Source organism: Photobacterium sanguinicancri, assembly GCF_002265265.1.
In the GTDB taxonomy this organism is placed as follows: domain Bacteria; phylum Pseudomonadota; class Gammaproteobacteria; order Enterobacterales; family Vibrionaceae; genus Photobacterium; species Photobacterium sanguinicancri.
The window spans coordinates 17,851-30,447 of the sequence record NZ_NOIF01000044.1 but is presented as its reverse complement, the minus strand read 5'-3'; the positions used below and the strand labels follow the sequence as shown (position 1 = coordinate 30,447).

At 43.3% G+C, this 12,597-nt stretch carries 13 protein-coding genes and 2 pseudogenes; 2 read left to right on the top strand and 13 right to left on the bottom strand.

All coding sequences use genetic code 11. From position 1 onward, the window contains the following. Positions 1-87: 87 nt before the first annotated feature. From ASV53_RS09290 to ASV53_RS09250, 9 genes are all read right to left on the bottom strand, one after another. The gene (locus ASV53_RS09290) at positions 88-633 is read right to left on the bottom strand and encodes a DUF2878 domain-containing protein (RefSeq protein WP_062689265.1); all 546 of its coding nucleotides are present in this window, start codon (positions 631-633) and stop codon (positions 88-90) included. A gap of 76 nt (positions 634-709) precedes the next feature. Further along, entirely contained in the window at positions 710-1,948 is a 1,239-nt protein-coding gene (locus ASV53_RS09285) for an SAM-dependent methyltransferase (RefSeq protein WP_094956891.1), read from the bottom strand. A gap of 10 nt (positions 1,949-1,958) precedes the next feature. After that, complete coding sequence (locus ASV53_RS09280) at positions 1,959-2,816, bottom strand: DUF1365 domain-containing protein (protein WP_239928764.1); 858 nt, start codon at positions 2,814-2,816, stop codon at positions 1,959-1,961. Between the two features lie 68 nt (positions 2,817-2,884). Beyond that, a complete protein-coding gene (locus ASV53_RS09275) occupies positions 2,885-4,261 on the bottom strand; it encodes an NAD(P)/FAD-dependent oxidoreductase (RefSeq protein WP_094956889.1) in 1,377 nt (458 codons plus the stop codon). After that, positions 4,258-4,989 carry an SDR family NAD(P)-dependent oxidoreductase gene (locus ASV53_RS09270; RefSeq protein ID WP_094956892.1) on the bottom strand — a complete coding sequence of 244 codons (732 nt, stop codon included), beginning with the start codon at positions 4,987-4,989 and terminating at the stop codon, positions 4,258-4,260. Before ASV53_RS09270 ends, ASV53_RS09275 begins: the two co-directional genes overlap by 4 nt. An 11-nt stretch (positions 4,990-5,000) precedes the next feature. Then, positions 5,001-5,450: a nuclear transport factor 2 family protein gene (locus ASV53_RS09265; protein WP_094956888.1), complete on the bottom strand. Its 450-nt coding sequence runs from the start codon at positions 5,448-5,450 to the stop codon at positions 5,001-5,003. Positions 5,451-5,507: 57 nt separating this feature from the next. After that, the gene (gene phrB / locus ASV53_RS09260; protein WP_094956887.1) at positions 5,508-7,016 is read right to left on the bottom strand and encodes a deoxyribodipyrimidine photo-lyase; all 1,509 of its coding nucleotides are present in this window, start codon (positions 7,014-7,016) and stop codon (positions 5,508-5,510) included. Beyond that, positions 7,013-7,903, bottom strand: coding sequence for a MerR family transcriptional regulator (locus ASV53_RS09255; RefSeq protein ID WP_094956886.1), 891 nt, complete (start codon positions 7,901-7,903; stop codon positions 7,013-7,015). Before ASV53_RS09255 ends, phrB begins: the two co-directional genes overlap by 4 nt. Further along, a complete protein-coding gene (locus ASV53_RS09250; RefSeq protein ID WP_094956885.1) occupies positions 7,893-8,840 on the bottom strand; it encodes a YbgA family protein in 948 nt (315 codons plus the stop codon). The genes ASV53_RS09255 and ASV53_RS09250 overlap by 11 nt, the downstream gene beginning before the upstream one ends. A 186-nt stretch (positions 8,841-9,026) precedes the next feature. Between ASV53_RS09250 and ASV53_RS09245 the strand changes: the two are divergent. Continuing rightward, positions 9,027-9,119, top strand: a pseudogene (locus tag ASV53_RS09245) (potassium channel family protein); the annotation flags it as partial. Continuing rightward, positions 9,116-9,679: pseudogene (locus ASV53_RS09240) on the top strand (potassium transporter TrkG); the annotation flags it as partial. The pseudogenes ASV53_RS09245 and ASV53_RS09240, both read left to right, overlap by 4 nt. Positions 9,680-9,774: 95 nt before the next feature. Here the strand turns inward: ASV53_RS09240 and ASV53_RS09235 are convergent. From ASV53_RS09235 to ASV53_RS09220, 4 genes are all read right to left on the bottom strand, one after another. Continuing rightward, positions 9,775-10,425, bottom strand: coding sequence for a ferredoxin-type protein NapF (locus ASV53_RS09235; protein WP_094956884.1), 651 nt, complete (start codon positions 10,423-10,425; stop codon positions 9,775-9,777). 1 nt (position 10,426) lies between these two features. Continuing rightward, positions 10,427-11,047: a TorD/DmsD family molecular chaperone gene (locus tag ASV53_RS09230; RefSeq protein ID WP_094956883.1), complete on the bottom strand. Its 621-nt coding sequence runs from the start codon at positions 11,045-11,047 to the stop codon at positions 10,427-10,429. Between the two features lie 87 nt (positions 11,048-11,134). Beyond that, complete coding sequence (locus ASV53_RS09225; RefSeq protein WP_094956882.1) at positions 11,135-11,977, bottom strand: dimethyl sulfoxide reductase anchor subunit family protein; 843 nt, start codon at positions 11,975-11,977, stop codon at positions 11,135-11,137. A 1-nt stretch (position 11,978) separates the two neighbouring features. Continuing rightward, the gene (locus ASV53_RS09220) at positions 11,979-12,596 is read right to left on the bottom strand and encodes a DMSO/selenate family reductase complex B subunit (RefSeq protein ID WP_094956881.1); all 618 of its coding nucleotides are present in this window, start codon (positions 12,594-12,596) and stop codon (positions 11,979-11,981) included. Position 12,597 lies beyond the last annotated feature (1 nt).

The following is a 12,597-nucleotide window of genomic DNA, read 5'->3' as shown; positions in this document are numbered from 1 at the left end:
TGATTCACTATCAAAGGCTACATTCACAGAGAGAATCGCTGGATGCTGGGCTCTCAACTAAGTTGCTGAACAGAGCCATTAGTTGCTTCATGATGACCTCTGAGATGCTGAAAACATACTCAGAAGCGTTAGTAAGATGTAAGAAAGAACCAACCAACATAAAGCAACCATCAAAGCCGTATTTACCCAACCTAACGGCCATTCAACAGCTTGTAGTCGGTTTCCTCCAATGTAACTCAACATTCCACCAACACTTCCTAATACTATAAGTACGTTGGAAGAATAGGATTGGATTACTTTTCTGCTGATCCACATAAAAGAAGTGAAACCGAGCCACATCAAAATGAGCCACAACGGGAATCCCCCATCAGGAAATAGATAAAAACCCGTATGATATAAAGAGGCATCCATTGCTATTCCTATCAAGCTGGCGGATACCACAAAACGCCAATTGACAGAAAAAAACCACCAGCTCACCACCAACATGATCACCAATAGATAGATAAAGCGATACTGCCCCCATACCGCTAATATCCAGTACAGATTAAAGCCGCACGTTACCATTAAAAATTGCAGTTTATCTTTTCGGTCACTACTTGGTTTTTCTGAACCCGAGTTCTTAGTTAAAGACATATACCGCCTCCATTAATGGCACACTTGAATAACTGACTGAATGACCTACGTGCGTTATCAGTTTGCGATATTTCGGTTAACTACGCCATTGCGGGCGACTCGCCACTAACTGAATGGTGCTAATGCTGCGTTCTAAAAATCCACCTTCGCAATAACAAAAATAGTAACGCCACATTCGAATAAAGCGTTCGTCATAGCCAAGTTCATGCAATCGCGAGGTTTGTTGGTTAAACGCCTGATGCCAGTCAGATAAAGTTTGAGCATAGTCCAAACCTATGTCTTTCAAATCTCGGATCACAAAATCAGAGTGCTTGGTCATTTGCTCTGCCAACACAGTGACAGACGGCAAAAATCCACCAGGGAAAATATGTTTTTGAATAAAATCAACGCCACGGCTATAGCTCTCGTAGCGCTGATCAACAATGGTGATAGCCTGAATAGCCAATAATCCGTTGGGTTTCAGTAATGACTGACATTTCTTTATATAGGTAGTGAGGTATTCTTTGCCAACAGCCTCGACCATTTCGACCGATACCACTTTGTCGTACTCACCAGTTAGATCGCGGTAATCATCAAGAAGCAAGGTCACCTTATCGCTTAACCCTTCTTGTTCAATCCGATCTTTAGCCCATAAGTGCTGCTCTTTAGAAATGGTTGTCGTGGTAACTTGGCAGCCATAGTGCTTTGCAGCATGGATGGCTAGTGCCCCCCAACCTGTGCCAATTTCCAGCAAGTGATCGTCTTTGCTTAAGTCTAGTTGTTGACACAAGCGATCCATTTTGTTGAATTGCGCATCCGCTAAACAATCTTGCTCTGAATGATAAATCCCACTTGAATACAGCATCTCTTTGTCGAGAAATGTTTCGTACAAGGCGTTACCTAAATCGTAGTGAGCTGAAATATTATCACGAGCATTATCCTTATTGTTACGGCGTAACTTATGAGTCAGCACTTCGCCTATCCGTGTCATCCAACCCGTCTTGGCTTCTAGCTTGTCTAAGGTGGGGAAATTTCGCGCTAACACTTGCACCACTTTAGTAATGTCTGGTGAATCCCACCATGCATCGATATAGGCTTCACCCGCGGCAATACTGCCGCCAGAAAGCAGGCGTTTATAGAAACCGCTATGATTAACGCTTAATTGCGCTTGTAACTCGGCTTGCTTATCCCCAAAGAAATACGTTTCTCCTTCTCGCTCAATAATAGTTAATCCCACGTCATTGAGCTGCTCTAAGACTTTGAAAATGACTTTCCTTGCAACATTTTGCATCGGAGTTACTTTTGCTGATTGTTGATTAATATCACTTCTTAACATGGGTAATTCCTTACTTTTTTAATTCTGATGCTGCACTTTCAGGATGGTCATGAAAACTCACCCCTTTGATCCACAATTTGAGCGCTTGCCAATAGATACCAATGACCACTTTGACTGTCATTATCGGAGTTACCATCATTTGTTTTCGCAGTGAAGATGAACTGAATGGTTCGTGCTTCATCATCATGCTGGCATCAAAAATTTTCGTTATTGTGATCTCTTCTGTTTCTTTTTCTGAATCAAGAACTATGCCAGAATCAGCTATCGTTGGCCTATCACACGCAGGATCTTCACCGTGGACTTCAAGGTGAACACGTAGTTGATCACTCGGTTGTTTGAGCTGCCAGTGATATTGCTGCTCCATCGGATTAAAAGGCGATACATGAAAGGCTTTCGGAGCTTGCCATAAACGGCTTTTCCACCGTGATTTGGCGGGTATTGCGTAGTAATGGCGCTCGTTCCATGGCGTATTACTCACCTCTGCTAACATGTACTGCCATTCGCCCTGCTCATCGAACAAGTAATACAAATTAAGAGGGCTAAAATAGATACCAAAGTACCTAAGCTGGCATAACAGGAAGACTTTCCCTGTCAGCATCTCACCTGTTAGTTGTGCAATTTTGTCTTGAGCGCCCTGTTTGAGTTCAGCAACATTACTCGCTTGACCATTGAGGTAATCTGTTACCAAAAATCGTGCGGGGTGCCATTTTGAAAAGCCGAATCCTTTGACCTTACTAGTCAGTTCATCCAGTTCATCTAAATCAAAAAATGGCATAAAGAGCGGGTACTCAAAGTTGTGTGTCACAGGCGTAAAACGGCGATGACGCACTGTCCCAACATAAATGCCGCTACGTGACTGCACTGCCAACTCAGATTGAGACAAGTCCGAGGCTAAGGCTTCGCTTTTCGTGATAGTTTTTCTGATCGCGCTGTCCATCAGAATTGTCCTGAATCGCTGGCTGTTGCTTGAAAGGCAGCAGCATGTGGACGTTGCGTACTGGAAGTACCTTGCCCTATGGTTATTAGGTTAATATTATTCACGACATCTAACGCACTTCTTACCCCGTCTTCATGGAAGCCGTTATACCAATACGCACCACAGAACCATGTATTCTCCACGCCATTAATACGTGGGCGTTGCTGTTGCGCGGCAATGGACTGAGTTGTAAATACAGGGTGTGCATAGGTAAAAGTACGCAAGATTTTATCTGGATTAATACGGTCAGTTTGGTTGAGTGTCACACAGAAAGTTTCAGGTGACTCAATCCCTTGCAGTATGTTCATATTGTACGTTAGTGCAGCTAAACGCTGGCTTCGCTCGTCTATGCCTTGGGGGTCTTCAGATAGTGACGCGGTAACATCATCACTTTTCGGCAGATGATAATTCCATGCTGCCCATGCAGTACGCGACTTAGGCAGTAGATTGGTGTCGGTATGCAGTACCACCTCATTATCTTGATAAGTCATGGCAGACAACACATCAATTTCATCTTGGGTTTTATCACTTAGCAAGGCTAAGGCTTGATCGCTATGACAAGCAAAAATAACATGATCAAACTGTTCCTTTCCGCGCGCACTTATCACGGTTACGCCATCAGTATGACGAGTTACTTGCTGAACAGGCGTGTTCAACGCGATAGATTGTTCAAAGGCGGGTGTCATTTTCCGAATGTATTCACGTGAACCACCGGGAATGACAGCCCACTGCGGTCTATTAGTGACATCCAGTAAGCCATGATTTAAAAAGAAACGCAGGAAAAAACCTAACGGAAAACCACGCATGTCCGACAGGGTCGACGACCAAATTGCTGCCCCCATAGGCAAAATATAATTAACCGCAAAATAATCACTAAAATCATGGTGGGCTAAAAATGCCCCTAGTGTTTGCGACTGGTTGCCGTCACCTTTACTGGCTGCCACTTTCGCCAGTTTATTAAAGCGTAAAATCTCATTCAAAAAGCGATAAAACGAAGGTCGGAATAAATTGCGCTTTTGAGCAAACAAGGTTGAAATTGTATGACCGTTATACTCAAGTCCAGTGTCTTCATTACGGACACTGAAGCTCATTTCGGTTGGTTGGCCAACAATACCCACTTCGGCCATTAACTTTTCAAAATGCGGATACGTACGGTCATTGAATACAATAAAACCCGTATCAATCGCATACTCGCCACTCTCAACAGTTACATCTACAGTGGCGGTATGACCACCAATATAGTCATTCGCTTCAAATAAAGTAATGTCATGGTCTTGGTGTAGATACCAAGCGGATGTCAGCCCAGAAATCCCTGAACCTATAATTGCTATTTTCATGCTGCCTTCCCTGTCATACGTTTAATGACTGACTGCTGTAACCCCATAGGTAACAACGCAATTGTTTTTAAGATAAAGCTGAATTTTTTTGGGAAATGAATTTCTTTATTACCCGCTTGGATGCCTTGACGAATATAAGAAGACGCAACTTCAGGCGTCACCAGCATTGGCATAGGGAAATCATTTTTATCAGTGAGCGGCGTTTTAACAAAACCTGGGCTAACCAAAGTGACTTTGATGCCTTTATGTTCTAAATCAATCGCTAAGGTTTGGGCAATGTAACTCAGCGCGGCTTTCGAACCACCATAAGCTTCAGCCCGAGGCAAAGGAATATAACTGGCTGTAGATCCCACGAAAACTAAATGACTCTGGCTATCAAGACGTTCTTGCATAGCTTCTACACAATGAAGTAACCCAAACACATTCACATCAAATACACGCTTAAATAACGCGGTGTCGACACAACCGTTGTCGATATATTCACAAGTGCCTGCGTTTAAAATAATCAGCTTAGGAAGTACGACCAAGGTGTCTAGCGCCGCTTGGGTCGCTGCTAAATCGGTCACATTAAACGCCAGCGTTTGTATGTTATCGCTTTGTGCTGAAAGTGCATTTAAGCGTTCTTGGCTCTGTCCACAGGCAATCACCTGCATGCCTTTATTGGCATAATCGAGGGCGAGTTGCAGACCTATACCTGAGCTCGCACCTGTAATCAAAACATCAGCCACGGGTTTAACACTCATTGACCTAACCTCGTCTTAATGTGGCGGATCACTTTGCCCAATAACGGCACGCCTTCATAAATCATTTCACCTAGATCAAAATAGTCACGGTGAAAGACCACCTTGTCATTATCAAGCTCTAACCGAGTACAACCTTCAACAGTGCGTGGTTTTCCCTTCTCTATATCAGGATGCGAAAATGTCATTGTCCACTGCACAAACGCTTGTTTTTCATCTACTAATGAATGGTGAATCTGAAAATCACAACTCGTGATGTTGCTATAAAGCTGTGCAAAATACTCATGAAGTGCTTCCCAGCCTTCTATTCGGTGGGCTGGATCTTCAAATACAATGTTAGGGTGATAGATAGCCTCTAAATCTACTAAATTGTCTTTTCCTAACTGACTGTATACCGCAATAAAGTTTGCTAATACTTGGTCAGAACTATCTATAACGCTTAGAGTCATGGTCTTATCCTCTGACGGCTAACAATCATTGGGGTTGATTAGCCCCCTCTACTCCCATCAAACGCTACCCTGTAACTTCCCTTGTTCATTGGCTCGTTTAAAGGTTTCAATCGCTAGCAATCTTGCTTGTTTATGATCCACTATTGGCCTGGGGTAACTCAGCGTATGTGCACCTAGCCAAAGGTGTGGGCTGTGAATGAATTTATCTGGAACATCTTTCAATTCCTTTATCCATTTACGAACAAATTCACCTTTTGGATCAAAACGTTGACCTTGAATTGTCGGATTAAATACACGAAAGTATGGCTGTGCATCTGTGCCTGTTGAAGCGGCCCATTGCCAGCCGCCATTGTTCGATGCCATGTCGCCGTCGATCAGGTGAGACATGAACCATTGCTCACCAGCTTGCCAATGAATTAACAAATCTTTGGTAAGAAAACTCGCGACTATCATACGAAGACGGTTATGCATCCATCCGGTCGCTTTTAGCTGTCTCATTGCTGCATCCACAATCGGAAAACCAGTTTCACCTTGTTGCCATGCACGTAAGTGGTTTTCATCGTTTTGCCAACGGACAAACTTAGTCCAATCATGAAAAGGCGCTTCACGACATAATTTAGGGTGCGCATCCATTAGGTGGCGGTAAAACTCACGCCATACTAATTCGTTAAACCAAGTAAACGCCCCTGACTCTGGGTTTTCTAAACACTCAGGGTATTCTGTCATTAGCGTGTGAAAACATTGACGAAGAGACAGTGCCCCTATCGCAAGATAAGGCGATAAACAGCTGGTGCCATCTATCGCGGGATAATCACGGTTAGCGTGATAGTTCATGGCTTTCTCGTAGCAAAATGTCAGTAAACGCTGGCGAATCGCTTCATCATCCACAGCCCAATCAATACTATTTGTTACGGGGTAACTAAAATGAAGGGCGCTAGGTGAATGTAAATCTGCTGTGACGAAGGATCTGCTTCTATCGTCTATAACATCATCGTCTCTAGCATCAATATCAGTAATGGCTTCGGGGGCAGGTTGAACAAGTGGCACTCCCCGTGAAGCAACTTGATCGTGATAAACACGCACCCATGTTTTACGAAAAGGCGTAAAAACTTTAAATGGATCGCCTTGTTTATTGAGCACTCGTCCTGGTTCAATGATGCAATCGTCATCAAACACACTTAGCTTGATAGAATGCGAGGCTAGTTGCTCACCAACGCGTAAATCCCGCTGGTTTTCGTTGATCAAATACTGTTTATTACAAAAGACATGACCCACCTGATACTGCTGAGTAAGCGCTAAGATACAAGCTGGCACAGCAGCAAAGTCAGCCACTTCTTTTACAATTAGCGGAATATTCAATGCCGCTAGAGACTGTCTCAGTTCAACTAAGCGGCGCTGAATAAAATCAATTTTTATTGGCGCTTCATGGTGCTCATGCCACTGCATCGGTGTTGCAATATAAAGTGCGATTACTGGCTCAGAAGCTTGGCGATATTGGCATGCTTGTAGTAATGCCGTGTTATCAACAACACGAAGATCATTGCGCAACCACACTAATTTACTCATGCCTTCACCTCGGTATCTTGCCTTTCTAGCAATGAGTCATCCGAACTTAGCCGCGCTAAATCAGGGTGAATCTGCTTAATCGTGCCGGTAATTTTAATTGGGATAGCTGACTTTGTTACCCAAGTCAGAAGATCATTTAAGACTTTATTCTGTAAGGCTTTTTCTCCGACTATTACTACAGAACAAGCGTTTACTTGAGCTATCATTCTGTCTAACCCAAATAACTTACCGTGATAGTTTTCTAGCATGAAAGTGCGCCGTCCCTGCTGCTTTGCTCTTAACAGCTCCAGCGGTAATTTATAACTACCCTCATTATCAAAACTCATGACAACAATGAGTTGCTTCCCTGTTGATTTAATCTGCGCTTCGGTCGAGATTAAACATTTACGACAAAGGCTAAGCCAAAACGCACGTTGCGCATCTGAAAGTGGTGTATCCAGTCCATCTAAGTGCTGCTGTATGGGTAAAAAAAACTGCTTTTCCAGTACAGACAATGGGTACTCTTTTAAGAGTTGCTGTACTGTTTTTTCAAGCGATTCTTTACTAAAGGCATCGATGCTTTCTATCACCTCAGAAGTAATATCGAGCGCCTCTGCACTCACCATATTTGCTGGTGAGTGCTCTAATAGCGGTTTCACTTTGCCGATAGAAACCCCTTTATCAAGCCAACTTAAAATCAGTTGAATCCGCTCAATATCGCTTTCTGAATATAAACGGTGGCCTTTTTCTGTTCGTGTTGGATTCAATAAGCCATAGCGTCTCTGCCACGCCCTTAATGTCACCGAGTTCACACCTGTTTTTTCAGACACTTCACTGATAGCATGCAAAGGCTTTTCTGGATGACGCTCATCCACTTGCTGAGTACCAGCTTTTGTATTACATGGCATAACGTAGCTTCAACTCTTGTGGGTATGGGTTTAGAAATACTTGGGTTTGCAAGTAAACATCAGGATTTTGCTGTAAGTGGTGATTAATTAAGGTCAACGGAGCAAGTATTGGCATGTTACCAATGCGGTAATCCATAATCAGATCCGCTAATTCTTTTTTCTGCTGCTTATCGAGGTCGCGTTTGAAATACCCTTGAAGGTGCATTAATACATTGGTGTTATTACGACGATTGGCACGGTTCTTTATGGCTTCCATGAATTGCAAACGATAGCTGTGATAGAACTCATCCAAATCCCAGTTTGCAATTTCAGCCACCATTCGACCAAGTGATTTGTAGGCGACAGGGCTATGTGCCATCAAGACTAATTTATACCGTGAGTGGAACTTGACTAGCTTGGCACGAGTAGGCTCATTCCCCATACAGTTGTAAAAGTCATTCAAGGTGAAAACTCGAAATACAAAATTCTCGCGAAGGTATGGATCTTGTAACCGGCCATCTTCTTCAACCGGCAACCACGGCATGGCTTCCATTAATTTGCGAGTAAATACACCCGCTGTACCACCTGGAATCGTGTTGCCGTTTTCCATATACAGTTTTACCCGCTCCATGCCACAGGTTGGTGATTTTGCACATACCACATAACCACGAAGCTGATTAAGGCTCGGAATTTTCTTATCGCTAAAAATCAACATTTCATCGGTAAAGTCTTTAGTGGCATCTTTGGTCCCGACCAAGCGTTCTTCACCGTCTTCTGTTTTCATTAAACGTATAGTCGGACGCGGTACAGGTAAACCAATCCCTACCTCAGGACAAATTGGCTGAAAGTCGAAGTAGTCAACAAGCTGCTCTTCAACAAAAATATTTCGTTTGTGTCCGCCATCAAAACGAACTTTCTGGCCAATCACACATGCGCTTACACCTACTGGAATACCCATGAGCTTTTATCCTTTGAGTTATACAAGATTTACCATTTGTACAACTAAGATTAGGAAATGGATCACTCTTGTACAAAAAAAATTTCCGTACAAGGCAATAAGCATCAAAATTAATAAGATTTTGGGATTGCATTCATGCGGTTAAGCTCATATTTTTGGGTATGCTTTTCTATTTGATACTAAATTATGAACCCAGAAGAAAAACAATTTGCCGTTATTGGGCTTGGCCGTTTTGGTATGGCGCTTTGTGAAGAATTATCAAGCCATGGCGCACAAGTCTAAGCACAGGCCAACAATGGCTCGCGGCTTTCTTTCAGTCTGCCACCATGCGCACCGCTGGCTTTAATAGTGTCGATTTATCACAACTCACTCACCCGACGATATTAATCATGATCTTGTTAATGCTAATTGGTGCGGGATCGACCTCTACAGGCGGTGGTATCAAAGTATCAACCTCCGTTGTCGCGATGACAGCAACCTGGTCTTTTTTACGTCAGCGTAATCATGTGTCTTTGTTTAAACGCACTATCGCAACCAATACCGTCACTAAGTGTTTAGCCATTATTGTCGTCAGTGGTTTAATGCTGACATGCGCCATGTTCCTTCTTATGATCACGGAAAAAGCCAGCTTTGTTTCTATCATGTTTGAAACCATCTCGGCATTTGCTACTGTCGGAGTTTCTGGCGGATTAACGGCTGAGTTATCTGAAGCTGGAAAGTTCATCATGGTGGTGGTGATGATTACAGGCCGTATAGGCCCATTAACGCTGGCATACATGTTAGCGCGTCCAAAGCCGTCTAAACTTAAATACCCAGAAGGCAATGTGTTCGCTGGTTAACTTTACAGTCTAATCACTAACACCAATAAAAAAGCGCCCCATGAAGATGCGGCGCTTTTTTATTACCTATTTGTGCGTTGGTTATTGCTTGATAATCAATGGGAAGATAAACCCATGGTGATCACGGAAAAAGGACAAGCTTGTTTACAACGGGAACAACCATCGCACTTTACTTGATCCAATTTAGGCAAACTCAATGCTGCAATAGCAATTGCTTGGTGTGGGCATTGCTCGGCACACAGCTCACACTCACCAAATAAACGATTTTGGCAGTTAGTATTGAAGTTAGGCCTTAGCTCGGTGTCATTTTGTTTATCGCATGGCTTCTTAGCGTGTAAAGCCCCTGTCGGGCAAACTTTCTGGCACTCACCACACATGCTGCAATAGCCGTAATCAATATCTAATTGCGCTAAACCGCTTTCAATATGAATGATCTTTTCTGGGCATGACGATTCGCATTCTGTACAACCCGTGCATATTTTCTGAAAAAGCACTTCTTCAATGGCACCCGGTGGACGCGCCACCACTCTAACAACTTGGCTTGCATCGACTAGTTCGGTAACGAGATCTTGATCGGCTGGCACTGCCTCACCCGACTTTGGTAACGAACGGGATGAGGAAGTGGCTGATGAAATGTCAGCCGATGCCTTTTTGGTACCCGATGTGAAAGCACGAAACAAACCACGCCGACTAATGGTTTTATGTTCCATATAGGCTTTGTAATAACGCTCGTCCTTTTCTGCCATATTAACGGTAAACCTTTAATGATAAAGGCGTTAATTGCCATGTATCTTGTATCGACAAACACCACTCTTTCACTAAAGCAGCCAGACGTTGATAAGTGTTGGTTGCTGCATGCTTTTCAACCAATTCAAGATAACGCAAACACCAAGGTAGCAAGTGTTCGGTCAGTAAATTCTCGACAAGCGGTTGATCTTGAGACTGCTCAATCAACTGACTAATCGCAAACAGCATTAAGCCAAATTGATCTTCAGGCTCACGCATCCCAGTGTTTAATTCAATGTTGTTTGCCCTTAAAAACTGGCGTAACCGTACGGTGGAATCACCAAAAACGACTTGCTCTTTATCAAGATAGACTGAACCCCACGGTGGTGCGACCATGACCTCTCCACCTTCAAACAACAAAAAAAAGTCATCATTAAGCGCTTGGTTTTTTTCAGATGTTAATGCATGAACGAAATCTGCAAAGCCGTTGTGCTCTAAATCATCACTGTATTTGATCAGCTCGATGATGGCCTGGTTATTTTCATGATTCAGTGGAAAGTAGAATAACGAGCCAAATATTTTGCTCATTGTATTCACATCATCAAGGCTTAATTCGGTTGATGTGTCAGTTAGATTCTGCATATGGTAACTCGTACTTAACTTTAAAATGAGGGGGGAACGGCTCCCCCTCGGTTTTAGATGATTAATGTCTTACACTTAGATCGGCAATTACATACCTACCGTCATGTGAAGATTAAAGAAAATATTACGACCAAGTAATTCAGCCACTAGCACAAGCGCTAAACCAACAACAGGCAAGGCAATACTTCCCTTGATGCGGTTAATACCAAATAGTGCAATCGCAGCACCGGCAACAAGCAGTACAATTCGGCTACCTTGTAGCATTGCCATGTTAGGCACTAAATCACGAGCGGCAACGACCGAGGATTGGATATTCGCTAATGCCACCATTTGTGACATCGTCACTACTATCATGGCAATAATCGCCACTACCACTAAGCCTTGAATGCCACGCGTATATTTCGCATCATCAAACTGCGCACTGTGCATCAAGGTTGACGCAAAAATAGCACCCGCAACAACCATAGTCAGTAAGAAAGACCAGCCTGTGTACGGTGTATTCCATGTTGGAACAGTATCAATTAAATACACATTCACCATTGAATACATAAAGGCAACACCAGCCACCATACCTGCTATTTTCAAGCCTTTACGGACACCTTCAGTGCCTTTATCCAATACTTCTAACAACCAGTAAAGGCCACCAAAAGCAAAGAACATTGAGCCTGTCAGGATCTCATTGGACAGCCAGCTTGTACCCACTTGGTTTAATGCATTCATTGCGCGCATCGGGCTACCAAGGTGTGTAGAAGAAGCAACGAAACCTAGCCCCATCACCACCCAAACGAAAAACATATTTCGTGTGATTCTGCCTTTTACATCAACACGTGAATTTGTCACCAAGTTAGCAATACTCATAATTAAATATGCGCCAACTGCAGTCTGTGCCAGCACTGTAAATAACACCAAAGACAATTCATGATAACTCATCTTAAACCTCCTTAGGATTCGCAAGGTGACCAGTAGTGTCATTTGTTGGACGCGCATGACGGTTAGGTTTGATCACGATATTTGGCTTAGTGATTAATGAAGAAGGAAGCGGTGCAACATCGGCATTGGTTCCGTACTTTTTACGCAATTCAGCAATTGGGCCAAATTCAAGCGCACGCAGTGGACAAGACCCCACACAAATCGGGTCTAAACCTTCCGCTACGCGTTCATAACAACCATCACACTTAGTCATGTGACCTTGTTCAGCATCAAATTGCGGTGCGCCATAAGGACAGGCATTGGCACAGTGTTTACAACCTATACAAACGTCTTCATCAACAATAACGAATCCGTCTTCTTTGCGTTTGTGCATTGCACCCGATGGACAGACTTTGGCACACGCTGGTTCATCGCAATGGTTACAGGCAATAGAAGTATAATAAGCAAAAACATCCTGACGGTATATGCCGTTTTCTTCTACCCAATTACCGCCAGCATATTCGTATACACGGCGGAAGCTTCTGTCGACACCTAAGTCTTTCACGTCTTTACAAGAAAGCTGACAAGTCTTACAACCTGTACATTTGCTCGAGTCGATATAAAAACCATATTGTTTCATG

What these genes read in the sequence shown, in the direction of transcription:
- ASV53_RS09235 (WP_094956884.1), bottom strand. Translation starts at nt 10,425, where the DNA reads ATGGCAGAAAAGGACGAGCGTTATTACAAAGCCTATATGGAACATAAA.
- ASV53_RS09255 (WP_094956886.1), bottom strand. Translation starts at nt 7,903, where the DNA reads ATGCCATGTAATACAAAAGCTGGTACTCAGCAAGTGGATGAGCGTCAT.
- ASV53_RS09275 (WP_094956889.1), bottom strand. Translation starts at nt 4,261, where the DNA reads ATGAAAATAGCAATTATAGGTTCAGGGATTTCTGGGCTGACATCCGCT.
- ASV53_RS09285 (WP_094956891.1), bottom strand. Translation starts at nt 1,948, where the DNA reads ATGTTAAGAAGTGATATTAATCAACAATCAGCAAAAGTAACTCCGATG.
- ASV53_RS09220 (WP_094956881.1), bottom strand. Translation starts at nt 12,596, where the DNA reads ATGAAACAATATGGTTTTTATATCGACTCGAGCAAATGTACAGGTTGT.
- ASV53_RS09290 (WP_062689265.1), bottom strand. Translation starts at nt 633, where the DNA reads ATGTCTTTAACTAAGAACTCGGGTTCAGAAAAACCAAGTAGTGACCGA.
- ASV53_RS09250 (WP_094956885.1), bottom strand. Translation starts at nt 8,840, where the DNA reads ATGGGTATTCCAGTAGGTGTAAGCGCATGTGTGATTGGCCAGAAAGTT.
- ASV53_RS09225 (WP_094956882.1), bottom strand. Translation starts at nt 11,977, where the DNA reads ATGAGTTATCATGAATTGTCTTTGGTGTTATTTACAGTGCTGGCACAG.
- ASV53_RS09265 (WP_094956888.1), bottom strand. Translation starts at nt 5,450, where the DNA reads ATGACTCTAAGCGTTATAGATAGTTCTGACCAAGTATTAGCAAACTTT.
- phrB (WP_094956887.1), bottom strand. Translation starts at nt 7,016, where the DNA reads ATGAGTAAATTAGTGTGGTTGCGCAATGATCTTCGTGTTGTTGATAAC.
- ASV53_RS09230 (WP_094956883.1), bottom strand. Translation starts at nt 11,047, where the DNA reads ATGCAGAATCTAACTGACACATCAACCGAATTAAGCCTTGATGATGTG.